Annotated in this window: 19 protein-coding genes; 7 read left to right on the top strand and 12 right to left on the bottom strand. The window is 72.9% G+C overall.

Features of this window, described 5'->3' with window-relative positions; genetic code table 11:
* Positions 1–84 precede the first annotated feature (84 nt).
* Genes ACGFMP_RS22365 through hutU form a run of 3 tightly spaced genes read right to left on the bottom strand, consistent with a single transcriptional unit; the run spans position 85 to position 4,360 of the window.
* The gene (locus tag ACGFMP_RS22365) at positions 85–1,482 is read right to left on the bottom strand and encodes a formimidoylglutamate deiminase (protein ID WP_393674558.1); all 1,398 of its coding nucleotides are present in this window, start codon (positions 1,480–1,482) and stop codon (positions 85–87) included.
* Entirely contained in the window at positions 1,473–2,669 is a 1,197-nt protein-coding gene (locus ACGFMP_RS22360) for an allantoate amidohydrolase (protein WP_393674655.1), read from the bottom strand. Before ACGFMP_RS22360 ends, ACGFMP_RS22365 begins: the two co-directional genes overlap by 10 nt.
* A 32-nt stretch (positions 2,670–2,701) precedes the next feature.
* The gene (gene hutU, locus ACGFMP_RS22355; RefSeq protein WP_393674557.1) at positions 2,702–4,360 is read right to left on the bottom strand and encodes a urocanate hydratase; all 1,659 of its coding nucleotides are present in this window, start codon (positions 4,358–4,360) and stop codon (positions 2,702–2,704) included.
* A gap of 486 nt (positions 4,361–4,846) precedes the next feature.
* On the opposite strand from hutU, the gene ACGFMP_RS22350 reads away from it, so the two are divergent.
* Positions 4,847–6,166, top strand: coding sequence for a diaminopimelate decarboxylase (locus tag ACGFMP_RS22350; protein WP_393674555.1), 1,320 nt, complete (start codon positions 4,847–4,849; stop codon positions 6,164–6,166).
* 43 nt (positions 6,167–6,209) lie between these two features.
* Here the strand turns inward: ACGFMP_RS22350 and ACGFMP_RS22345 are convergent, their stop codons facing one another.
* The 5 genes from ACGFMP_RS22345 to ACGFMP_RS22325 form a co-directional block, all read right to left on the bottom strand.
* A complete protein-coding gene (locus ACGFMP_RS22345) occupies positions 6,210–6,722 on the bottom strand; it encodes a hypothetical protein (RefSeq protein ID WP_393674553.1) in 513 nt (170 codons plus the stop codon).
* 146 nt (positions 6,723–6,868) lie between these two features.
* On the bottom strand, positions 6,869–7,738 hold the full coding sequence (locus tag ACGFMP_RS22340; RefSeq protein WP_393674552.1) for a MurR/RpiR family transcriptional regulator: 870 nt from the start codon (positions 7,736–7,738) through the stop codon (positions 6,869–6,871).
* Between the two features lie 103 nt (positions 7,739–7,841).
* On the bottom strand, positions 7,842–8,354 hold the full coding sequence (locus ACGFMP_RS22335; protein WP_393674551.1) for a hypothetical protein: 513 nt from the start codon (positions 8,352–8,354) through the stop codon (positions 7,842–7,844).
* A 154-nt stretch (positions 8,355–8,508) separates the two neighbouring features.
* Positions 8,509–10,683 carry an MMPL family transporter gene (locus tag ACGFMP_RS22330; protein ID WP_393674550.1) on the bottom strand — a complete coding sequence of 725 codons (2,175 nt, stop codon included), beginning with the start codon at positions 10,681–10,683 and terminating at the stop codon, positions 8,509–8,511.
* Between the two features lie 223 nt (positions 10,684–10,906).
* Complete coding sequence (locus ACGFMP_RS22325) at positions 10,907–12,262, bottom strand: AMP-binding protein (protein ID WP_393674548.1); 1,356 nt, start codon at positions 12,260–12,262, stop codon at positions 10,907–10,909.
* 91 nt (positions 12,263–12,353) lie between these two features.
* On the opposite strand from ACGFMP_RS22325, the gene ACGFMP_RS22320 reads away from it, so the two are divergent.
* Entirely contained in the window at positions 12,354–12,761 is a 408-nt protein-coding gene (locus tag ACGFMP_RS22320) for a hypothetical protein (RefSeq protein WP_393674547.1), read from the top strand.
* A 461-nt stretch (positions 12,762–13,222) separates the two neighbouring features.
* Here the strand turns inward: ACGFMP_RS22320 and ACGFMP_RS22315 are convergent, their stop codons facing one another.
* Positions 13,223–14,611 carry a cystathionine beta-synthase gene (locus tag ACGFMP_RS22315; protein WP_393674545.1) on the bottom strand — a complete coding sequence of 463 codons (1,389 nt, stop codon included), beginning with the start codon at positions 14,609–14,611 and terminating at the stop codon, positions 13,223–13,225.
* Positions 14,612–14,772: 161 nt separating this feature from the next.
* Between ACGFMP_RS22315 and ACGFMP_RS22310 the strand changes: the two genes are divergently transcribed.
* From ACGFMP_RS22310 to ACGFMP_RS22300, 3 genes are all read left to right on the top strand, one after another.
* Positions 14,773–15,843 carry an SGNH/GDSL hydrolase family protein gene (locus tag ACGFMP_RS22310; protein ID WP_393674544.1) on the top strand — a complete coding sequence of 357 codons (1,071 nt, stop codon included), beginning with the start codon at positions 14,773–14,775 and terminating at the stop codon, positions 15,841–15,843.
* A 260-nt stretch (positions 15,844–16,103) separates the two neighbouring features.
* Positions 16,104–17,324, top strand: a complete 1,221-nt coding sequence (locus tag ACGFMP_RS22305; RefSeq protein WP_393674542.1) for an acetyl-CoA C-acetyltransferase — start codon at positions 16,104–16,106, stop codon at positions 17,322–17,324.
* 266 nt (positions 17,325–17,590) lie between these two features.
* Positions 17,591–18,397 carry a hypothetical protein gene (locus tag ACGFMP_RS22300; protein WP_393674541.1) on the top strand — a complete coding sequence of 269 codons (807 nt, stop codon included), beginning with the start codon at positions 17,591–17,593 and terminating at the stop codon, positions 18,395–18,397.
* An 82-nt stretch (positions 18,398–18,479) separates the two neighbouring features.
* Here the strand turns inward: ACGFMP_RS22300 and ACGFMP_RS22295 are convergent, their stop codons facing one another.
* Positions 18,480–18,797 (bottom strand): hypothetical protein, encoded by a 318-nt coding sequence (locus tag ACGFMP_RS22295; protein ID WP_393674540.1) that lies wholly within the window; start codon positions 18,795–18,797, stop codon positions 18,480–18,482.
* 121 nt (positions 18,798–18,918) lie between these two features.
* On the opposite strand from ACGFMP_RS22295, the gene ACGFMP_RS22290 reads away from it, so the two are divergent.
* Complete coding sequence (locus tag ACGFMP_RS22290; RefSeq protein WP_393674539.1) at positions 18,919–19,152, top strand: DUF4287 domain-containing protein; 234 nt, start codon at positions 18,919–18,921, stop codon at positions 19,150–19,152.
* An 83-nt stretch (positions 19,153–19,235) separates the two neighbouring features.
* Here the strand turns inward: ACGFMP_RS22290 and ACGFMP_RS22285 are convergent, their stop codons facing one another.
* Positions 19,236–20,111: a Bax inhibitor-1/YccA family protein gene (locus ACGFMP_RS22285; protein WP_393674538.1), complete on the bottom strand. Its 876-nt coding sequence runs from the start codon at positions 20,109–20,111 to the stop codon at positions 19,236–19,238.
* 245 nt (positions 20,112–20,356) lie between these two features.
* Here ACGFMP_RS22285 and ACGFMP_RS22280 point away from each other — a divergent pair, with 245 nt between their 5' ends.
* On the top strand, positions 20,357–21,235 hold the full coding sequence (locus tag ACGFMP_RS22280; protein WP_393674537.1) for a bifunctional DNA primase/polymerase: 879 nt from the start codon (positions 20,357–20,359) through the stop codon (positions 21,233–21,235).
* A gap of 31 nt (positions 21,236–21,266) precedes the next feature.
* Here the strand turns inward: ACGFMP_RS22280 and ACGFMP_RS22275 are convergent, their stop codons facing one another.
* Entirely contained in the window at positions 21,267–22,790 is a 1,524-nt protein-coding gene (locus ACGFMP_RS22275; protein WP_393674653.1) for a flavin monoamine oxidase family protein, read from the bottom strand.
* Positions 22,791–22,980 lie beyond the last annotated feature (190 nt).

Below are 22,980 nucleotides of genomic sequence, written 5' to 3'. Positions count from 1 at the left end.
CGTGCGTCAGGACCGGGGCCGTGAGCCGGGGCCGTGGCCCGGGCCGTGAGCCCGGGCCGGACGCGGACCCCGGGTGGGGGCGGGTCAGCCGCGGAGTGCTCCGATCGCCTCCGCCAGCGCGGCCGGCACGTCCTGGACCAGCTGGTGCTGCCCGTCGCGGACGATCTGCCGGCCCCCCACCACGGTGTGCCGCACGTCGGCCGCCGTCGCCGCGAACACCGCGGTCTCGCCGGCCAGCCGTGGCGGCGGCCCCGCGGTGCGTACCGAGTCCAGCGCGACCGTCGTGAAGTCGGCCAGCGCGCCCGCCTCCAGCCGGCCCGCGTCGGGCCAGCCGAGACCGGCGTGCCCGTCCTCGGTGGCGGCGCGCAGCAGTTGGGCCGCGGTCCAGTGACCGCGGGTCATGGCCCGAAGCCGCTCGTTCAGCTCCACGGCCCGCGCCTCCTCGAACAGGTCGATCACCGCGTGGCTGTCGCTGCCCAGGCTCACCGGGCAGCCGGCGCGGCGCAGTTGCGGTGCCGGGCCGATGCCGTCGGCCAGGTCCCTCTCCGTGGTGGGGCACATGCACACCGCGCTGCCGGCGGCACCGAGCAGCGCGACGTCGCCCGCGGTGAGGTGGGTGGCGTGCACCGCGGTCGTGTTGGGCCGCCAGAAGCCGGAGTCGGCCAGCAGCCGGGTGGGGGTGCGGCCGTGCAGGACGAGGCAGGCGTCGTTCTCCGCGGTCTGCTCCGACAGGTGGATGTGGGTGGGCACCTCGGCGGTGCGCTCGGCGAACACCCGGTAGCCGTCCCGGTCGGAGAACGCCCGCACCGAGTGCACGGCGGCGCCGATCTTGGCGTGGCCCTCGCCCTTGAGCTGCGACCAGCGGTCGTACCAGCGGTCGGCGGTGCCGTCGCCGAAGCGCAGCTGCGGCCCTTCGAGCGGGCGGTAGCCGGTGCGGGTGAAGCCGCCGTGCAGGTAGGCGGTGTCCAGCAGCGTGATGCGGATGCCCGCCTCGCCCGCCGCGGCGATCAGCGCCTCGCCCATGGCGTTGGGGTTGTCGTAAGGGGTGCCGTCGCCCTGGTGGTGCAGGTAGTGGAATTCGCCGACGCAGGTGATGCCGGCCAGCGCCATCTCGGCGTAGACGGCACGGGCGAGGGTGAAGTAGCTGTCGGGGTCGAGGGCCCGCGCGACGTCGTACATGACGTCGCGCCAGCTCCAGAAGGACGTCGGCGCCGACCGCGCGGCTCCCGGTCGGCCGCGCTCGGCCGCGGGGGACGCTCCCGCGCCGATCTGCGCGGTGCCGCGCAACGCCCGGTGGAAGGCGTGGCTGTGGGCGTTGGCCAGGCCCGGCAGCGTCAGGCCGCGCAGCACGGTGGCGCCGGCGGGGGGCCGTTCGACTCCGGTGCGGACCTCGGCGATCCTGTCGTCGGCCACGGTCAGGGCGATGCCGGGTTCGGCGTGTGTGCCGAGCCAGGCGTGTTCCAGCCAGTAGGTCACCTGCACGCGAGACCTTCCAATACGTCGGCGAGCGCGGACACTCCGGCGGCACAGTCGTCCTCGGCCGCGCTTTCTGCCGGGGAGTGCGAGACGCCGGTGGGGTTGCGTACGAACAGCATGGCGGTCGGGACGGCCGCGGAGAGGATTCCGGCGTCGTGTCCCGCGCCGGTCGGCAGGACGGGCACCGGCGCACCCGCTCCGAGCAGGGCGGAAAGCCGGTCACGCAGGTCCTGGGCGAACTCGACCACCGGGGTGAACGACTCGCGGGTGACGCCCACCTGGACGCCGTCGCGGGCGCCGCGCTCGACGGCCGCCTGCTCGATCGAGGCCACGACCTCGGCGAGGATCTCCTCGTCGGGGGCTCGTGAATCCAGCCAGCCGCGGACCAGCGAGGCGATGGCGTTGACGCCGTTGGGTTCCACCGCGACCTTGCCGAAGGTCGCGAGCGCGCCCGCCAGCCGGGCCTTCTTCCTGGCGGCCAGCACCGTGTTGGCGTACGTCAGCATCGGGTCGTGGCGGTCCTCCAGCCGGGTGGTGCCCGCGTGGTTGGCCTCGCCGCGGAAGTCGAAGCGCCAGCGGCCGTGCGGCCAGATCGCCGAGGCGACGCCGACCGGCCGGTCCAGCAGGTCGAGGGCGCGGCCCTGCTCGACGTGCAGCTCCACGAAGGCGCCGACGCGGGCCAGCCGTTCCGGGTCGGGGCCGATCGCGGCCGGGTCCTGGCCCGCGCCTTCCATGGCGCGCGCGAGGCTCACACCGTCGGCGTCGACCAGTTCCCTGGCGTCCTGCGGGCTCAGCACGCCCGCGGTCAGCCGGGACCCCACGCAGGCCAGGCCGAAGCGGGCGCCCTCCTCGTCGGTGAAGTTGACGACGGCCAGCGGCCTGCGCGGCCGGGCTCCCCTGGCCCGCAACTCATCGAGCGCGGCGAAGGACGAGACGACGCCGAGCGGCCCGTCGAAGGCGCCGCCGTCGGGGACGGAGTCCAGATGGGAGCCGGTGACGACCGCGTCGCCCGCCGCGGGGTCGCCGAGCCAGGCCCACTGGTTGCCGTTGCGGTCCGTCTCACAGGCCAGTCCGCGGTCCTCGGCCTGGGCGCGGAACCACTCCCGGCAGTCCGCGTCGGCGGGCGTCCAGGCGTAGCGGCGGTAACCGCCGGACCCGGCGTGCCTGCCGATGGCCGCCAGCTCCCGCCACATGGTCTGGAAGCCGGCGCCCGCAGCGGCGGGGGTCACGAGGACTCCCGCATCGGGACCCGTACGTCGCGCTCGGCGGCAACCTCCGCGGCCCGGTCGTAGCCGGCGTCTACATGGCGGATGACGCCCATGCCGGGGTCGTTGGTGAGCACCCGTCGGATCTTCTCCGCCGCGAGCGCGGTGCCGTCGGCGACGGTGACCTGGCCGGCGTGGATGCTGCGGCCGATGCCGACACCGCCGCCGTGGTGGATCGACACCCAGGACGCGCCGGAGGCGACGTTGACCATCGCGTTGAGCAGCGGCCAGTCGGCGATGGCGTCGGAGCCGTCGAGCATGGCCTCTGTCTCGCGGTAGGGCGAGGCGACGGAACCGCAGTCCAGGTGGTCGCGGCCGATCACGATAGGGGCCTTGAGGGTGCCGTCGGCGACCATCTCGTTGAAGCGCTCGCCCGCCCGGTCGCGCTCGCCGTACCCGAGCCAGCAGATGCGGGCGGGCAGGCCCTGGAAGTGGACACGCTCACCGGCCAGTTTGATCCAGCGTGCCAGCGACTCGTTCTCCGGGAAGAGGTCGAGGATGGCGCGGTCGGTGCGGTGGATGTCGGCGGGGTCGCCGGACAGCGCCGCCCAGCGGAAGGGGCCCTTGCCCTCGCAGAACAGCGGGCGGATGTAGGCGGGGACGAAACCGGGGAAGGCGAAGGCCCGCTCGTAGCCGGCGAGCTGCGCCTCACCGCGGATGGAATTCCCGTAGTCGAAGACCTCGGCCCCCGCGTCCTGGAAGCCGACCATGGCCTCGACGTGCCGGGCCATCGACTCGCGGGCGCGCCGGGTGAATTCGGCGGGCTCCGCGGCGGCGTAATCGGCCATGTCGGCGAGTTCGACGCCGATCGGGAGGTACGCCAGCGGGTCGTGGGCAGAGGTCTGGTCGGTGACGATGTCGACGGGAGCCTGCATGGCCAGCAGCTGCGGCACGACCTCCGCGGCATTGCCCAGGACCCCGACGGACAGCGGGCGGCGCGCGTCACGGGCCTCGGTGGCCAGCCGCAGCGCGTGCTCGAGGCTGTCGGCGCGCACGTCGAGGTAGCGGTGCTCGATACGGCGCTCGATGGCCCGCGGGTCGACGTCGATGCACAGGGCCACGCCGCCGTTCATGGTGACGGCCAGCGGCTGGGCACCGCCCATGCCGCCGAGTCCCGCGGTGAGGGTGATCGTGCCGGCCAGCGAACCGTCGAAGCGTTTGGCGGCGACCGCCGCGAAGGTCTCGTAGGTGCCCTGGAGGATGCCCTGGGTGCCGATGTAGATCCACGAACCCGCGGTCATCTGGCCGTACATGGTCAGGCCGAGCGCTTCGAGGCGGCGGAATTCCTCCCAGGTGGCCCAGTCGCCGACCAGGTTGGAGTTGGCGATCAGCACGCGGGGCGCCCACTCGTGGGTCTGCATGACGCCGACCGGGCGGCCGGACTGGACCAGCATCGTCTCGTCCTGCTTCAGGCCGCGCAGGGTGCGGACCATCGCGTCGAAGGAATTCCAGTCCCGGGCGGCCTTGCCGGTGCCGCCGTAGACGACGAGCTTGTCGGGGTGCTCGGCCACCTCCGGGTCGAGGTTGTTCTGGAGCATGCGCAGCGCGGCTTCCTGCTGCCAGCCCAGGGCGCTCAGTTCCGTATCGCGCGGTGCGCGTACCGGCCTCGGTCCCGTCATCGGTGCGGCCTCCTCGTCATGGCGTTGAATATTCACATCCTGGCTAGCTGAATAGCTCTAGTCAACAAGGCCCGCGCCCCGGGTGCCCCGGGGCGCGGTACGGACCCGGGGTGCCCTCCCGCCGGGGACGGCGCGGTCTCCCGGCGGGGGCACGGTGCTGGCGGCGCGGCAGGGACGGCGCCGTCCCTGCCGGGCGCGATGGGCCGGCACGGCGGAGACGGTGCGCTCCTGGCGCGGGGCCGGCACCTGCCCGCCACAGGCACGCGGAGACGGCGCGATCCTGCGCGTGCACAACGCACGCGAAGGGCGCGCCCGAACCGTGCGGAGACGGCGCGGTCCTGCCGCGGGCGCGATGCGCGGGCACGGCGGAGAGGGTGCGCTGCCGGCGCGGGGGCGGCGCCGTACCGCCGCAGGCATGGTGTGCCGGCGCGCATGCGGCGGGGGTGCGGTGGCGTTGTGACCGGCGGGAGTGGTGGGATGGCCTGCATGACGGACGAGGCGGCGGTACGCCGGGGTGACGCTTTGCGCTCAGCGGTGGCCACCGGCCTGGTCAGCGAGGCGGAACCCGTCGTCGGGCTGCTGGACATCGCCGGCATCCGGCAGGCGGCAACCTCCCTGCACGCGGCCTTCGCCACCCCCGGGGTGGCCGTCGAGCACACCTTCGCCGTGAAAGCCGCTTCGCTGGTGCCGGTCCTGGCGCTGCTCGGGCAGTACGGGCTCGGCGCCGAGGTGGCGAGTCCGGGGGAACTGGCCCTGGCCCGCGCCGCCGGGATCCCGCCGGCCAGGACCGTACTCGACTCCCCCGCCAAGACCACCGCGGAGCTGCGCGAGGCCCTGGCCCTGGGCATCGCGGTCAACGCGGACAACCCGCAGGAGGTCGCCAGGATCGACGGCCTGCTGGCCGCCGCACCGTCCGCCTCGCCGATCGGGCTGCGGGTCAACCCCCAGATCGGCGGCGGCAGCATCGACGCGATGAGCACGGCCACCACCACCTCGAAATTCGGCGTGGCGCTGCGCGACCCCGGCGCCGAGGACTGGGTGCTGCGCACCTACGCGGAGCGGCCCTGGCTGAACCGCCTCCACACCCACACCGGCTCGCAGGGCGTGCCGCTGCCGCTGATGGCCGCAGGTGTCAGGGCCGCCTACGAGCTGGCGGAGCGGATCAACGCCGCCGCGGGACGGCAGCAGGTCACCGTTCTGGACATCGGCGGCGGCCTGCCCGTCAACTTCGGCTCGGACGCCGTCACCCCCACCTTCGGCGACTACGCCGACCTGCTGCGCGCCGAGGTGCCCGGCCTCTTCGACGGGCGCTACGGCATCGTCACCGAATTCGGCCGCGCGCTGCTCGCCAAGCACGGCACGGTCCTGGCCCGGGTCGAGTACGCCAAGTCCGCGGGCGGGCGGCCGATCGCCGTCACGCACGCCGGTGCCCAGGTCGCCACCCGCACCGTCTTCGCCCCCGACGCCTGGCCGCTGCGGGTCCTCGCCCTCGACCGGACGGGCCGGCCCAAGAGCGGCGAACCGGTGGTCCAGGACGTGGCCGGGCCCTGCTGCTTCGCCGGCGACCTCGTCGCGCGCGGGCGCGCGCTGCCCCCGCTCGGTCCAGGCGACCATGTCGCGCTGCTGGACACCGGCGCCTACTACTTCTCGACGCACTTCGCCTACAACTCGCTGCCCCGCCCCGCCGTCTGGGCCTACTCCGCGGTCTCCGGCGGCGATCCCGCCTTCGCCCCGGTCCGCCCGCCGCAGTCCCTCGCCGACCTGCTCACCGAGAGCGGCGCGGGCCTGCCCCCGCTGGTGCCCTAGCGCAGGCCCCGCGTCGCCCGGGTGCGGCGGCCGCCAACGCGGTTCAGCGCCGGCGGCGGGCGCCGCCGGGTCCGGCGTCACCTGCCGCTATGCCGGTGAGCTGGTAGGCGGCGGGGTCGCCGTCCGGGCGGACCCACAGCAGCGCGTCCTTGCCCCGTTCGATCCTGGCCAGCCGCAGCGACCTGGCGAAGAGCCCGGCACCGACACCGCCGAGGAGCATGCCGCCCGCGCAGGGCAGCACCAGCGAGGAGGCCGCCGCGACGACGAAGGCGGCGGCGAGCCACCAGCGGCGCCGCCGCGCCCAGGTGCGGGCGGTCACCTTGCGGTCCTGGAGGAAGACCGACTTCGCGGCCTTGGTCGCCGCCGCGGCACGCGAGGTGTGCCGGCCGCCGCGTATCAGGAAGGCGGCCACCGCCGCGATGATGAAGAGCGCCGCACCGGCCATGACGCCGATCCTCCGCCCGGTGGGGCTGAAGGTCACCGCCGTCCCCGGCACCGCCGCGACGACGCCCAGCCACCACAGCCAGGTCCCCGCCGTCCGTACCGTCACCGCCACTCGCGCCAATGTGTAGGCCCCGCGCACCACGTCGCGCCTCCTCCCGCGCCTGTCCGCCGCACGGCGGACGTCCGACAAGTGCTCGGGAGGTTACTTCGGAATTCTCAGATTTTCGTTAAGACGAAAGGAATTGGAACGGCCGTCCCTCACTCCACGAAGACCCCGCGCGCCGCGGCCTGCGCGTCGAACTCCTCCAGGCGTGCCTGCGCCTCGGGCAGCTCGTCGCACATCGACTCCAGCAGCACCCGGCCGAGCAGCATCGGGGCGCACGCGGTGTCGAACGCCAGCCCGGTCCCGACGGCGGCCGGCAGCAGCAGGTCGCTGTGCGCGGCGACCGGCGCGAACGCACTGTCGGACACGGTGACCACGGTCAGCCCCGCCTGCCGAGCGTGGGCCAGGGCGTCGATCACCTCCCGCGGGTGCCGGGGCAGCGCGAAGCACAGCAGCGCGCTGGCCCCCGCCCGCACCGCCGCGTCGATCCGGTCGGCCAGCATGGTGCCGCCCTCGTCCAGCAGCCGCACATCGGGGTGGACCTTGGCGGCGAAGTACGCGAAGCCGCGGGCCTGCGCCCCGGCCGCCCGCAGCCCGAGCACCGGCAGCGGGACCGATCCGGCCAGCAGCGCACCGGCCCTGGCGACGGGTCCAGGGTCGGCGAGCAGCGCCGCGAGGTGCCGCAGGTTCTCGATCTCGGCGTGCACCGCCTGCTGGTACTCGTTGCAACCCGCGACGTCGGGCGCGGACGCCACCGGCGACACCTCGCGCAGGTATCTGCGCAGCGCCGGATAGCCGTCGAAGCCGAGTGCCACCGCGAACCGGGTCACGGACGGCTGGCTGACGCCCGCGAGTTCGGCCACCTCCACGCTGGACAGGAAGGGCGCGTCCGAGGCCTTGCGCACCAGGCAGTGCGCGATCCTGCGCTGGGTGGGGGTCAGCCGGTGCGCCTCGAAGAGCTTCAGCAGCCGACCCGCGGCGCCGCCGGCCGAGGCCCCGTTCTCGCCCCCCGCTGCGTTACCCATCGCCGTCCATCCCTGACCTCGTCCACCGGCACTTATTCACTCGCCCAAGACTCTGCATGACGCTATGCATTTCCGGCAAGAGCCGCGACCCCGCCCATCCGCCTCAGCCGAGCAGCACCGAGGCCAGGACCTGCGCCGCGGGCAGCGCCCCGGCGCCCGTGCACCGCCAATACCCCTCACCGGCCTCGGCGTGCAGCGCGTACACCGCCGTCGCCTCGAACAGCGCGGCGAGCCCGCCCGGCACGGATATGACAAACGCCAGGCTGCCCTGCCAGGAATCCACCCCGCGCCTGCCCTCCCGCCGGGCCTTCCAGAACAGCAGCCCGCACACCGCGAGCGCCGCCACGCCGCACACCAGCGCCGCGTACACCAGCGCGAACTCCGTCCACGGCACCTGCAGCTGATGGCACAGCGCGTCGGCCCGCTTGCTGCGCCGGTTCTGCAGCAGCGCGCCGCCCACCAGCAGCAGCACGCCCAGCAGCACGAGAGCCGGCACCGACAGCACGCGCCGCCGCCAGCCGGCCGCGGGCGGCGGCCGCCGCACCCGCGCCTTCACCGCGCCCGCCGCGCCGTCCGCGGCCGCCCCGCCCGCCGCGAGACCTGTCGCGTCACTCATGTCCGGCCCCCCATCCGCCCCGCCCGCCGCGGCCGTTCGCCCGCCCGCCGCCCGGTCACTCACTGCTTTCTCAGCGTAACCGAAAGGGCCGGACAGGTGATCAACACCTGTCCGGCCCTGTGGATAACTCAGCTACTGCCGAGAAATCCCCAGCTCAGTGCCCCCGGGAGTCGACCGGTTCCCCATCGCGTACCTCGCCGGGACCACCCGGGATCCCGTGGCCGGCGTCGGCCGGCGTGGCCCGGTCGGCATGTCCCGGCCACCACGCGGCGTGACCGATGAGCGCGGTGAGACTCGGCGTGAAGAACATCGCCATCACGAAGGCCGCCATCACGATGCCGAAGGCGACCGCGAAGCCCATCTGGGTCAGGAAGGCGTTGCCCGACAGCATCAGGGTGGCGAAGGTCGCGGCCAGGATCAGACCGGCCGCACCGATCGTCGGGCCCGCGTGCCGCAGCGCCATGCTGGCCGCCTCCCGCGGGTTGCGGCCCTCCTTGGCCTCTTCCCTGAGCCTGGCGATCATCAGGATGTTGTAGTCGGTGCCGATGGCGACCACGAACAGGTACATGATGATCGGCAGCAGGAAGATCAGCCCGTCGCCCCTGCCGAAGATCAGCACCGTGGTGCCGAGCGTCGCGCCGAAGCCGAGGCCGACCGAGGCGATCAGGTACCAGGGCGCGACCACGCTGCGCAGCAGCAGGCCCAGGATCAGCATGATCAGCACCGCGGCGACCGGGAAGACCGTGCGGTAGTCGTGGTTGACGGCCGCGTTGATGTCCTTGAAGACCGACGAGGATCCGCCGACGAAGGCCTCGGTCCCGGGCGGTGCGCTGTCGTGGGCGACCGTCCTGACGTCGCCGATCGCCTTGATGGCCTTGTCGCTCGCGGCCTCGTACTTGAGCGTGACCGTGAAGTTGGCGGTGGTCCCGGCCTTGTTCAGGCCGGTCTTCGGGTCGAACTTGACGTCCGCGACACCGTCGGCCCCGCGCAGCTTGTCGGCGTAGGCGGTGAAGTCCGCGGTCAGCGGCTTGTTGCCGGTGCTGGTGAGGTAGACGTTGGCCGGCTCGGCGGCTCCCGCGGAGAACGCCTTGGTCAGCGTGTCCTGGACGACCATCGACTCCTTGGTCTTCGGGATCGAGCCGGACGCCAGGTCGTAGGACGCCTTGTAGCCCAGGGTGCCCAGGGCGAGCAGCACCATCACCAGACCGGAGACGATCGCCACCATCCCGGACCTGCGGCCGACCAGCTTGCCGATGGAGGCGAAGCGGGTGCCGCTCGGCTCCTGGTTCCACTTCTTGCCGGGCCAGAAGAGGGCGCGCGGCGGGATCAGCGAGCAGATCGCGGGGAAGAGCGTCAGTCCGGCCACCAGCGTGACCGCGACCAGGATGGCCAGCGCCGGGCCGAGCTGGGCGAGGAAGCCCAGGGTGGAGAGCGCGAGCGCGCAGAAGGCGATGATGACCGCGCCCGCCGCCGAGGCGATGGCCTCGCCGACCCGGGTGACGCTGTTGATCATCGCTTCCTTGGGCTCGTCACCCGCCCGCAGCCGTTCTCGGTAGCGGAACATCAGGAAGAGGAAGTAGTCGGTGCCGACGCCCAGGACCACCACGATCAGCAGCGCGGAGACCGAGCTGTTGGCCTGGAGTCCGAAGATCTTCGTCGCGTCGGCGATCAGCGCGTTGGACACGGTGAAGACCACGCCGAGCAGCAGGATCAGCGGCATGACGGCGATCAGCGGGGACCGGAAGATGATCGACAGCGTGATGATGATGATCAGCAGTGAGCCGACCAGCGCCAGCGCGTCCGAGGTCTTGCTCGCCTCCTGCGAGTCCAGGCCCTGTGCGGCCTGACCGCCGACCTGCACCTTCAGCGCGGTGCCCTTGGCCAGCGCGGTGGAGTCCTTGCGCAGCGCCTTGGCGGCGTCGGCCTGTTTCGGCTGGCCCGCGGACTTCTTGTCCATCTGGACCAGCGCGGTCTGGTATTTGCCGTCCTTGGACGGGCTGCCGTCGACGACCTTCTGGACCTCGCCGATCTTCTTCTGGCCGAGTTCCTTGGTGATCTTGGCGACGTCGGCCTTGTCGGCGGCCGTCAGCTTGCCGTGGTCGGCGCGCTCGTAGAGCACGATCGCGGCCGGGGTGAAGGCCGAGGGGAAGGCCTTCTCCTGGAGGTCCATGGCCTTGATGGACTCGTAGCTGCTCGGCAGGAAGCTGCTCTCGTCGCTGTTGGACGGCAGGCTCGGCGCGGTCGCGATGATCGCGACGGCCGCGATCACCCAGGCCACGATGGTCCATACGGGATGGCGGACGACTGTGCGTCCGATGCGGTGGAACATGCGGTGCTGCCTCCATGGCAGGACGAATCACCGCCACCCTTCGGAGCGGGACCGGGGTATCGGCGACCCGGGCGGCCGGGGCGGGCCGCCCGGTGGTGCGGGCATTCGTTGACTGAGGCATGAGCTTACTTGCCGCCCGGCTAGCAGCAACCCCGGGGTGGGGCGACGCCGGCGATGCGGAGCGGCCCGTTCGGACACGCCTGTCGCCCTACCCCTATCCCGGTCAGACGGGAGGGAGCAACCGTTTTTGCGGCTTGCCCATCGCGTTGCGCGGCAGCTCAGCGAGGAATCGGACGGTGCGCGGCCGCTTGTGCACCGACAGCCGAGCGGCCACGAAGTCCGTCAGCTCCGCGGCGCTCACCCCCTCGGCCACCACGTAGGCGACGACCTGCTGCCCCAGATCGGGGTGCGGCGCCCCGACGACGGCCGCCTCACGGACCGCCGGATGGTCGAGCAGCGCGTTCTCCACCTCGCCCGCGCCGATCCGGTAGCCGCCCGACTTGATCAGGTCGGTGGAGGCGCGCCCGACGATCCGGTGCGTGCCGTCCGCGTCGACCGCGGCCACGTCGCCGGTACGGAACCAGCCGTCCTCGGTGTACGAGGCTGCCGTCGCCTCCGGCCGCCCCAGGTAGCCGTCGAAGAGGGTGGGGCCCTTCACCTGCAGTTCGCCGACCCCGTCGGCAGCGTCGGCGATCCGGGTGGCGATCCCGGGCAGCACGGCGCCGACCGCGCCGGGAGCGCGCTCCCCCGCGGCCCGCGCGCTGACCGTGATCAGCGTCTCCGTCATGCCGTAGCGCTCCACCGGCGCATGGCCGGTCAGCGCCCGCAGGTCGCGGAAGACGGGGGCGGGCAGCGGGGCGCTGCCGGACACCAGCAGCCTGGCGCCGGCCAGCGCCCTGGCCGCGGCCTCGTCGCGCACCACCCGGTGCCACACGGTGGGCACCCCGAAGTAGAGGCTGCCGCCGGCGGCCGCGTACGCCGCAGGGGTGGGCCTGCCGGTGTGCACCAGCCGGCTGCCGGTGCGCAGGGCGCCCAGCACCCCGAGCACCAGGCCGTGCACATGGAAGAGCGGCAGCCCGTGCACCAGGGTGTCGTCCGCGGTCCACTGCCAGGCCTGCGCCAGCGCGTCGAGGTCGGCGGCGATGGCCGCGCGCGACAGCAGCACGCCTTTGGGCGGCCCGGTCGTACCCGAGGTGTAGAGCACCAGGGCCGCGCCCCCGTACCGCGTCCCGCCCGGCGCCGTGGCCGCCGCCGGCGTGAAGTCCGCCCGCTCCGCGAAGTCCACCGGCACCGTGGCGGCCCCGGAGTCCCGCAGGATGTGCTCGCGCTCCGCGGGACCCGCGTCGGGTGCGAGCGGCACCACGGGCACCCCGGCCAGCAGCCCGCCGACCACCGCGGCCACCGTCTCGAGGGACGCCGTGGCCCTGACCGCGAAGGCCTCCGTCCCCGCCACCCGCCGGGCGACCGCGCCCGCCGCGCCCAGCAGATCGGCGTAGGAGCAGCTGCGCCCGTCGACGGTCACCGCGTCCGCCCGGTCGGCAGCCCCGTGAAGGGCGGTCAGCAGCGGTACGTCGGCCATGTCGGAATCCTCCTCGGGGACGGCTGACCCCCGAGGAAATCGGGGGCTAACCCCAGTGTCGCCCACGGTCCGCGCTCTCTACGGTGGGCGTATGGACGCCCGCGACCCGGAACTCAACAGAGAACTCTCCGCCACCTTGCAGGCCCGCAAGGACCTCGGAGCGGAGTACGAGTCTGAACTCATCGACTCGTTCATGGAGAAGGTGACAGACCGCGTCGACAGCCATGTCGAGCAGCGGGTGCGCCGCGAACTCGCACAGCAGCAGACGTCGTTCGCACGCGCCGACCGGCGCCCGATCGGGCCGCCGCAGCCCAGCGCGCGTTTCGCCCGCTACGGATTCGCCGGCTTCAGCATGATCCTGGCGATCCCGCTGTCGGCCATCGGCGCATCGCAGGCCGGCACCGCCGGGCTGTTCATCAGCTGGGCGGGCATCGTCGGGGTGAATCTCGCCCAGGGGCTGAGCAGCGTCTGGTCGAAGTCCCGTCAGGACGCCGACTGAGACCGGGGACGAGCCCCGGGCGGAGGGCCGGCGGGGCCGCCGCCCGGCGGGGCGGCGGCCCCGCACCGGCCGAGGTCGCTCGGGAAGTCGGTCGCGGGGACCGCCGCACCCTCGGAGCGAGTCCGAAGGGCGGGACGACGGCGGTCCCCGCGAGGGACGCGGGCCGGGTCAGGACCGGGCTTGCGCGTCCTGGTCACCATGGAGTCCGGGAGCCGCTCCGGAGGTCCTTGGCGCCGTTGGCGTGCCGTCCGGGCCGGCGGATCGCCCGCCCTTTCGACATCACCCAATCTGCCTGACGCTTGTTAAGCGCGTGCTGCGCGTACGTGTCGCGGGTGTACCAGTTCCGCGAATCCCCACCGATCGGGCGCGGGCCGGCGCCTGCCGGGTCCGGCCCCGGCCCCGGTCGGGGCCCCGGTGCAGGCCCGACCCCCGGCTCCGGTTCAGGCCGCGCCGTTCCCGGTTCAGGCCCCGCCGTTCCCGGCCAGGAAGGCCAGCAGGTCCTGCCGGCTGACGACGCCGGTCGGCTTGCCCTCGACCAGCACGATCGCCGCGTCCGCGCCCTCCAGTACGGTCATCAGACCCGCGACCGGCTCGCCGGAGCCGACCTGCGGCAGCGGCGGGCACAGGTGCTTGTCCAGCGGGTCCTCCAGGTTCGCGCGCTTGGTGAACAGCGCGTGCAGCAGGTCCCGCTCCACCACGGACCCGATCACCTCGGCGGCCATCACGTCCGGGTGCCCCGCCCCCGGCTTGACCACCGGCATCTGGGACACGCCGTACTCGCGCAGCACCTCGATCGCCTGACCGACCGTCTCGTCCGGGTGCATGTGGACCAGCTGCGGCAGGTCGCCGTCCTTGTGCGCGAGGACGTCGGCGACGCGGGCCTCGCCCTCGCCCTCGTCGAGGAAGCCGTGCGAGCTCATCCACACGTCGCTGAAGATCTTCGACAGGTAGCCGCGGCCGCTGTCGGGCAGCAGCACGACGACCACGTCGTCGGGGCCGAGCCGTTGCGCGACCTCGAGCGCCGCCACGACCGCCATGCCGCAGGAGCCGCCGACCAGCAGGCCCTCCTCGCGGGCCAGCCGCCGGGTCATCTGGAAGGAGTCCTTGTCGGAGACCGCCACGATCTCGTCGGCGACGTCCCGGTCGTAGGCGGTCGGCCAGAAGTCCTCGCCGACGCCCTCGACCAGGTAGGGCCGCCCCGAGCCGCCGCTGTAGACCGAGCCCTCCGGGTCGGCGCCGATGACCTGCACCCGCCCGTCGCTGGCGTCCTTGAGGTAGCGGCCGGTCCCCGAGATGGTGCCGCCGGTGCCGACGCCCGCGACGAAGTGGGTGATCCGCCCGTCGGTCTGCTGCCACAGCTCGGGGCCGGTGGACTCGTAGTGCGACAGCGGGTTGTTGGGGTTGCTGTACTGGTCGGGCTTCCAGGCGTTCGGGGTCTCCGCCACCAGCCGGTCGGACACGTTGTAGTACGAGTCCGGGTGCTCGGGGTCGACGGCCGTCGGGCAGACGACGACCTCGGCGCCGTACGCCCGCAGGACGTTGATCTTGTCGGTGGAGACCTTGTCGGGGCAGACGAAGATGCAGTGGTAGCCCTTGCGCTGGGCGACCATCGCCAGGCCCACCCCGGTGTTGCCCGAGGTGGGCTCCACGATGGTGCCGCCGGGCTTCAGCTCGCCGCTGCGTTCCGCGGCCTCGATCATGCGCAGTGCGATGCGGTCCTTCACAGAACCGCCGGGGTTGAAGTATTCGACCTTGGCCAGGACGGTCGCCTGGATGCCCTCGGTCACACTGTTGAGCTTCACCAGCGGGGTGTTGCCGACGAGGCTGATCATCGAGTCGTGAAACTGCACCGTAGTGTCTCCGGGTTCTCCGTGATGGTGGGCTCAGCCTAGGTGCTGCACGCGAACCGGAGCGAAACGGGGACGTTGCGGACACCGTTGACGTTGCCGGGGATGTCCTTCGGGGCAACAAGTTCTTGTACCTGCTAGTACACAGGAGGTGAGCCGGCTCGATGTCGAGGGCGAGGGTGGCACGGCGGATCGCGACCGCGGCGGCGTTCGGCGGCGGCGGGATCAGCCTGTTGAGCGGGGCGGCGGTGGGCCTCGTACTGGCGGAGGTGCGGCTGGCCAAGCGGGTGGTCGGCGGCTCGGGGGACGTGCCGCCGCGGGCCGACGGCAGATACGGGTCCGCGTACGCGCGTTCGGGCGAGCCGCCGCTGCGGCTCGTCTTCCTCGGTGACTCCACGGCGGCAGGGCAGGGGGTGCACCGGGCGAGGGAGACCCCCGGCGCGCTGCTCGCGTCGGGGCTCGCGGCGGTCGCGGAACGGCCGGTGAAACTGGTCAACGTCGCGCAGCCGGGCGCCCAGTCCGACGACCTGCCCCGCCAGGTGGCACTGGTCCTCGACCCGTCGGCGCCGCCGCCCGACGTCGCCGTGATCATGATCGGCGCCAACGACGTCACCCACCGGATGCCGCCCGCCACCTCGGTGCGGCTGCTGTCGGAGGCGGTACGCAGGCTGCGCGCGGCCGGCGTGGAGGTGGTCGTCGGCACCTGCCCCGACCTGGGCTCGGTCGAACCGGTCTACCAGCCGCTGCGCTGGCTTGCCCGCCGGATGAGCCGTCAGCTGGCCGCGGCGCAGACCATCGCGGTGGTGGGCGTGGGCGGCCGCACGGTCTCGCTCGGCGACCTGCTGGGGCCCGAGTTCGAGGCCAGGCCGCGCGAGCTGTTCGGCCCCGACAACTTCCACCCCTCGACCGAGGGCTACGCGACCGCGGCCATGGCCGTGCTGCCGACGCTGTGCGCCGCGCTCGGGGTGTGGCCGCTGACCGACGAGCAGCCGGACGCTCGGCGCGGCGAGGGCTTCCTGCCGGTCGCCCAGGCGGCGGCGGAGGCGGCAGCCGAGGGCGGCACCGAGGTCACCGCGGCGCGGAACGCGGTCTCCGGCCCGCGGGGGCGATGGGCGCTCATCAAGCGGCGCAGGCGGCGGCTGCTGGCCGAGGAGCACCCCGAGCGGGACGCGGCGGAGGCGCGGGCGGCGGGGAAGGCGGCCGGAGAGGAGAGTGCGGCGCACCGCTCGGCGTGAGTGCGGCCGGGCCCTGACACGGGTGCCGCCTCCGGGTACGGGCGTGGCATCATCGGGTAAGCGAGCGCTCAGAAAGTAGTCCGCATCACAATGGCGCGGTGGTGACTCGCTGCGATACGTGCGGGTAACTTTCCAGAGAGTCCGCGGCAGTGCGCCGGCGTCCGGGCCGTCAGGACACCGGCGGCGCAGCCAGGCCGCGGCACAGCACAGCCGCCGCGCCAAGCACCACCCCCGTCCGCAGCTCGCCGAGGAGTGTCGCGATGCCCGAAGCCGTCATCGTCTCTGCCGCCCGTTCGCCCATCGGTCGCGCCTTCAAGGGGTCGCTCAAGGATCTGCGCCCGGACGACCTGGCCGCCACGATCATCCGAACGGCGCTCGACAAGGTGCCGCAGCTCGACCCGCACGACATCGACGACCTGATGCTGGGCTGCGGCCTGCCCGGCGGCGAGCAGGGCTTCAACCTGGCCCGGATCGTCGCGGTGGAGATGGGCATGGACCACCTGCCGGGCTGCACCGTCACCCGCTACTGCTCCTCCTCGCTCCAGACCACCCGGATGGCGCTGCACGCCATCAAGGCAGGCGAGGGCGACGTCTTCGTCTCGGCGGGCGTCGAGATGGTGTCGCGCTTCACCAAGGGCAATTCCGACAGCCTGCCCGACACGATGAACCCGCTGTTCGGCGACGCCATCGCGCGCACGGCCGCACGCGCGGAGCAGAGCGGCGCCGACTGGCACGACCCGCGCGAGGACGGCCTGGTGCCGGACGCCTACATCGCGATGGGGCAGACGGCGGAGAACCTGGCGGCGCTCAAGGGCATCACCCGGCAGGACCAGGACGAGTTCGGCGTGCGGTCGCAGAACCTGGCCGAGAAGGCCCTGGGCAACGGCTTCTGGGAGCGTGAGATCACCCCCGTGACGCTGCCTGACGGCACCGTGGTCGCCGCGGACGACGGCCCGCGGGCGGGAGTGACCATGGAGGGCGTCCAGGGCCTCAAGCCGGTCTTCAGGCCCGACGGCACGGTGACGGCGGGCAACTGCTGCCCGCTCAACGACGGCGCGGCCGCGCTCGTGATCATGTCCGACACCAAGGCGCGGGAGCTGGGCATCACCCCGCTGGCCCGGGTGGTCTCCACCGGCGTCTCGGGGCTGTCCCCCGAGATCATGGGATACGGCCCGGTCGAGGCCTCGCGGCAGGCACTGCGGCGGGCCGGGATGTCGATCGGCGACATCGACCTGGTCGAGATCAACGAGGCCTTCGCCGCGCAGGTCATCCCCTCCTACCGCGACCTGGGCATCGACCTCGACCGGCTGAACGTCAACGGCGGGGCCATCGCGGTCGGCCACCCGTTCGGGATGACCGGCGCGCGCATCACCGGGACCCTGATCAACAGCCTGCAGTTCCACGACAAGCAGTGGGGCCTCGAGACCATGTGCGTCGGCGGCGGCCAGGGCATGGCCATGGTGATCGAACGGCTCTCGTGACGCTCCGCCGCCGGCCGACTCCGTAACGACGAATTGTGACGTAAGTCGCAACCAAACCGCCCCCGGGATGTAATTTATCCCGGGGGCGGCGCATTACTGCTGGTCAGACAGCGCATACAAAAACAGGACAGCATCCCAGAACCACCCAACTCATGACTTTCCGCACTGCAAAGGCCAGGGGTTTACCGGCACAGTGAGGTGAGGGGGAAGTTTCGCCCACTGTCCAGGTGGGCATTGCTCGGGTCGCGTCAGTCGGGAGAACGTCAGTGAGTGCCAACTTCACCGTCCTGCTGGTCGCCGCGGGTATCGCCGCTGCGACGGGTTCCGCCGCTCTGCTCTCCGCCCGTGGCGTGCGCCGCGAGCTGTCGGCACTGCGCCAGGACCTGGCCGGCCTGTGCCTGCCGGGGCAGCGCGCCTCTGCGGGCGACATCAGGACCGCGGTCGCCGAGGCACTGGCCGACGAGCGCGAGCGCGAGCTCTCCGAGGCCCGTGCCTTCTGGGCCGAGCAGGAGGCCCGCGAGACCGCGGGCGACACGCAGTTCTTCCGCGGGGGTCTCTACGGCACCGGCGCCGAGGGCGGCCTGTCCGGCGGCGACTACGAGGTGCCGCCCGTGCTGCCCTACCTGCCCCGGCAGGCCGACTTCGCCGGGCTCGACGCCGGCTACGAGGCGGGCGTCGAGGGCGACGCCGCGGAGGCACCCGAGGCGACGCTGCCCGCGCCGGGCTCGATCCCGCACCCGTCCGGCCCCGATTTCGCGCCGTCCCCCGTCGTCGCCTCGCAGGACCAGACCGCCGACCGGCTCGCCGATCTCGCCGACGCCCGCATACCGCTGTCGGACGTCCGCCCCGGCCCGCTCGGCACCCTCGACGTCTACGTCTTCGCCGACGGCACCACGCTGTGCATGACGCCGGGCCACCGGGAGACCGCGCTGCGGCTGTGCGACGCCCTGGACCGGGGCGACGTCCCGGTGCTGCGCGGCGGCTCCGCGATAGCCGGCGCCTACGCGCTCACCTTCGCCTTCGGCGAGGAGAGTGTCTACGTGCTCGCCGACCGGGTCGTCGCCTCGCTCTGAGACCCGTCCGGCACCAGGCAACGTCCGGCGCCAGGCCATCCGGCGCCAAGCCTGTCCGGCACCGGGCCCGTCCTGCGGTATCTCAGTCGACCGCCCGAGCCGCCCGGGCCACCCGCTCGCGCGCCTCGGCCAGCAGGCCCCCGTGCTCGGGCAGCACCGCCACGGCGACGAGCTCCCGCCCGGCGAGGGCCAGTTGGTCGCCCACCACATGGACGCCGTCGTCCGGCATCACGTACGGCTCCCGGCCCGGGAATTCCAGCAGCTGCGCCTCGCGGTCCAGCCAGCGCGCGAGTTCGAGCCCGGTGGCCGCGGCACCCGCCTGGAGCCTGCGCTGCGGAAGCGACCGCAGGCGTCCGGCGAGGCGTTCCACGGCGGCGATCAGATCGGTGCGCTCCGGCATGACGCGACCCTACCGGGGTACGGGAGTCAGCCTCGCACCCATATCCGCACGTCCAGGGTGGTTGCCAACAACCGACCTCTCGGGCACGGTGGGGTGACCGGACCACATACCGGAGGCGCCGATGTCCCAAACGCACTTCTCCGAGGAAACCCACCGGAATCTGCTCGACCGCATCCCGCACTGCACCGGCCGCGAGGTCAGCGACTGGCTGTCCGCCCTCGCCGACGGCCCATCGTTCTTCCGCTTCGACGAGAAGGTCAGCTGGCTCCGTTCAGAGCACGAGCTCTCCTACGGCCACGCCAAGGCCCTCGTCCACGAGTACGACTTGCGGCGGGCCGCGCGCAACCTGCTCTGACCCCCCATCCGACGCAGAACGGGCCGCCCGGAAGCACTGCTTCCGACGGGCGGCCCGTTCGCTCGTCCGCTCCCGGCGGACCGTCAGTCGCGCAGGATCGCGACCAGCCGCAGCAGCTCCAGGTAGATCCACACCAGCGACAGCGTCAGCCCGAAGGCGGCAAGCCATGACTCCTGCCGCGGGGCGCCCCCGCGGATGCCGTCCTCGATCTGCTTGAAGTCCAGGGACAGGAAGAAGGCGCCCAGCGCGATGCCGAGCAGGCAGAAGACGATGCCGAGGGTGCCGGTGCGCAGTCCCAGGCCGTCGGCACTGCCGAAGGCCGCGAAGATCAGGTTGACCACCATCGCCAGGACGAAGCCGATCGCGACGGCCAGGCCGATCCGCTGGTAGCGGGCGGTCACCCGGATGATCCGTGCCCGGTAGGCGATGAGCATGCCGGCGAAGACCGCCATGGTGCCCAGCACCGCCTGGACAGGGGCGCCCTGCCATGCCTCGTTGTAGATCCGGCTGAGCACCCCGAGGAAGACGCCCTCGAAGGCCGCGTATCCGATGATCAGCGCGGGTACGGGCCTGCTCTTGAAGGCCTGCACCATGGCCAGCACGAACGCGATGAGCGCCGAGCCGACCGCGAGGCCGTAGTTGTCGGGCAGCACGACCCAGCCCAGGACCGCGCCGACCACCACGGTGCCGAGTGTCAGGCCGGTGCGCGCCACGACGTCGTCGATCGTCATGCGGCCGGTCTGCGCGGGGCCCGCGGCGGGCGCCGCGTACATCTCCTCCATGCGGTCGGCAGTGAGGGGCTGCGGCTGGTCGTAGGGGTTGCGCGGCGCCTGCGCGTAGGGGTTGCCGCCCTGCGGGGCGCCACCGGGGACGCCCTGGGCGCCCTGGCTCCCGAAGCCCGCGTAGTCGCTCCCGCGGGTGAAGCCCCGCCGGGAGAAGACCGGATTGCTGCTCCTCATCTCACTCCTCCATGGCCACGTACTGCGGCTTTGCGTCAAGGGTAATGGCTTGGCAAAAAACCGGCCCGCCGTCGGTCGGTGATCTTCCCCGGAAGCCCGCCCGCACTCACCCCGCGCCGGCGTGTCCCCCGGGTGCCGGCCCGGCCGCCACCGATCCCGCGCGATAGACGGTGGACGCCGGCGCCTCGGCGCGGTATCACTGAAGAGTGCAGACGAACACGCGTTCGAAACTCAGGGAGCAGGCCATGCCACGCCCCGACCACACCCGCGCCCTGCACGCGGCCCTGCTGACCGCCGCCCGCGGTCTGCCCGTCATCCCGCTGTCCCGTACCAAGCTGCCCGCCGTCCGCTCCCCGCACCGCGACGAGCCGCGGTCGGCCGCCATGTGCCGCGGTCAGTGCGGCAGGCCCGGCCACGGCGTCCACGACGCGACCACCGACCCGGCCCGGGTGCGCGCCCTCTTCGCCGTCGCGCCCTGGGCCACCGGTTACGGCGTCGCCTGCGGGCGCGGGCCGCACCATCTGATCGGCCTCGACCTGGACGTCAAGAACGGCGCCGACGGGATCGGGGCGCTGCGCGCGCTCGCCGACGCCCACGGCTTCACCCTGCCGAGCACCGTCACCGTGCTCACCCCGAGCGGCGGCCGCCACCTGTGGCTGTCCGCGCCGGGTCCGGTGCCCAACTCGGCAGGCCGGCTGGCCCCCGGCATCGACATACGCGGCGAGGGCGGTTACGTGGTCGGCCCCGGCTCCCGCACCGTGGCCGGCCATTACCTGCTCGCCCCGGGCACCGCCGACTCCCCGCTGGCCGCGGCACCCGACGCGCTGCTGCGGCTCGCGGCTCCGCCGCCCTCGCCCCACGAGCGGCAGCCCAGGCACGCGGCAGGGCCGCGCCATCCCGCCGAGAAGCGGGCCGCGGCCCTGGTGCGGTTCGTCCTGGATTCACACGAAGGAGAGCGCAACGGGCGGCTGTTCTGGGCCGCCTGCCGCGCCTACGACGCGGGGCTCGGCGATGTGCTGGCACCGGCCCTGGTGACGGCGGCGGTGCACACCGGCCTGACCGAGCGCGAGGCCGCCGCCACCGTGGCGTCGGCCGGCCGGCTGCGGGCCGCCCCGCAGCGCTGACGCGTGCGGGGCGGCCGGGAGGCGCCTGCCGTCAGGCGAGCACGCGCTGGTGCAGCGCGGTGACGGTCTTGCGGGCCGAGCTGAAGGCGCCGTGCTGCCAGGCGTCCATGTAGCTGAGCCAGTCGCCCGCGAAGTAGACGTGCCCCGTGGGTTCGTTGAGCGGCTTGTAGCGGGCGGCGTCGGGGCCGCCGGGAGTGCTGTGCCAGGCGGCCTCCTGGTAGGGGAACTGCCGCCAGTGGTGGGAGAAGGACGAGGCGAGTTCGCTGCGGTATTTCTCCCCGTAGATCTTCACACCCGCCGCCACGGCGCGCGCCTCGCGGTCCTTGGGGCTGAGCAGCGCGTAGGAGTCGGCGCGGGAGCCGGTGTTGTAGTAGCCGATCATCACACCGCGCTCGCCGTGGAAGCCGTAGGACGGGTGCCAGATGTGGGTGACGTCGAGGTCGGTCTCGGTGATGCCGCCGTAGATCCGGTGGTCGGTCTCCCACCAGCGCGAGCGGTATTCCAGGCCGATCTTGCCTGCCGAGGAGGGGGTGATGGCCTGGAGGGCGGCCTGCACGTCGGGGCCCAGGTTGTGCGGGACCTTGGCCAGGATGTTCGGCGGCATGGCGGCCACGCAGTAGTCCGCGTCGACGACCTTCGTGCGGCCGCCCTGGGTGTAGGTCACGCTGACGCCGTGCGCCTTGTCGGTGACCTGGGTGACGGCGCAGCCGGTGCGGACCTTGTGGGTCCCGACCGCCCTGGCCAGCGCGTGCGGGATGCGGTCCATGCCGCCGACCGGCTGGAACATCAGCATGGCCTGGTCGAATTCGAACTCGAAGGCGAAGTAGCGGCCGACTCCCGAGGCGAAGATCTCCGAGGCGCTGGGCACAGCGGACTCGACGACCCCGGGCGTGCCCGCGGCGGCCGGCCAGACGGAATAGCCGCGCCGGGAACTGCCGGTGTAGTCGAGCGTATTGCCGAGGTCTCCGTAGTCCTTGAGGAATTCCATCAGGCGTTCCCGGTCGGCCGAGGTCAGCGCCTGGTCGAGGGCGCCCTGGTCGGAGGCCTTCGCGAGCAGTTCGGTGACATAACCGAAGACGTCGGCCTTTGCGGCCCGGTAGCGCATCGGCGCGGTCATGCCGGCCGACTCGTTGTAGAGGTAGGTGTCGGCGTTGACATTGGTGAAGACCTCGATGGGCACGCCGAGTTCCCGGCAGTAGTCGAGGGTGATCATCCACTGGGCGATACGGGCGGGTCCGGCGTTCATGTACTGGCCGTCGGAGAAGCGCGCGGTCTGGCGGTTGCCGTAGAGGTCGGTGGTGGTGTCGCCGCCCCTGACGGTGAAGTTGCGGCCGCCCGGCCGGTCGCGTGCCTCCAGGATCGTGCAGTCGTAGCCCGCTTTGCCGAGTTCGTAGGCGGTGGTCAGGCCCGCTATGCCGCCGCCGAGCACGACCACCTTGGCGGCGGCCCTCCCGGTGAGGGTGAAGTCGCCCCGGCGCGGGGCGCGGAAGGCCGCCTCGCGGGACGCCGCCTCGGCGGTGGGGGTGAGGCCGAGCGCTCCCATGGTGGCGAGCATCGCGCCTGCCCCGCCCGTCGCGCCGACGGCACGCAGAAAGGCACGTCGATTGAACTGGGTCATCTGTCATGTCCCCTTTCGCTGCTGGCGCAGGGGACTTTCGCAGCGCGGCGTTACGCGTGATCGTTCGGCGCGTGACGCGGATGTAAGGGCAACCTCCGCCCGGCGCCCGCTACCTGCCGCGTGACGC

The organism is Streptomyces sp. NPDC049040, assembly GCF_043197715.1.
Taxonomy (GTDB): Bacteria; Actinomycetota; Actinomycetes; order Streptomycetales; family Streptomycetaceae; genus Actinacidiphila.
Note: the sequence above shows the minus strand (reverse complement) of the source record. Positions and strands in the feature narration are given on the sequence as shown.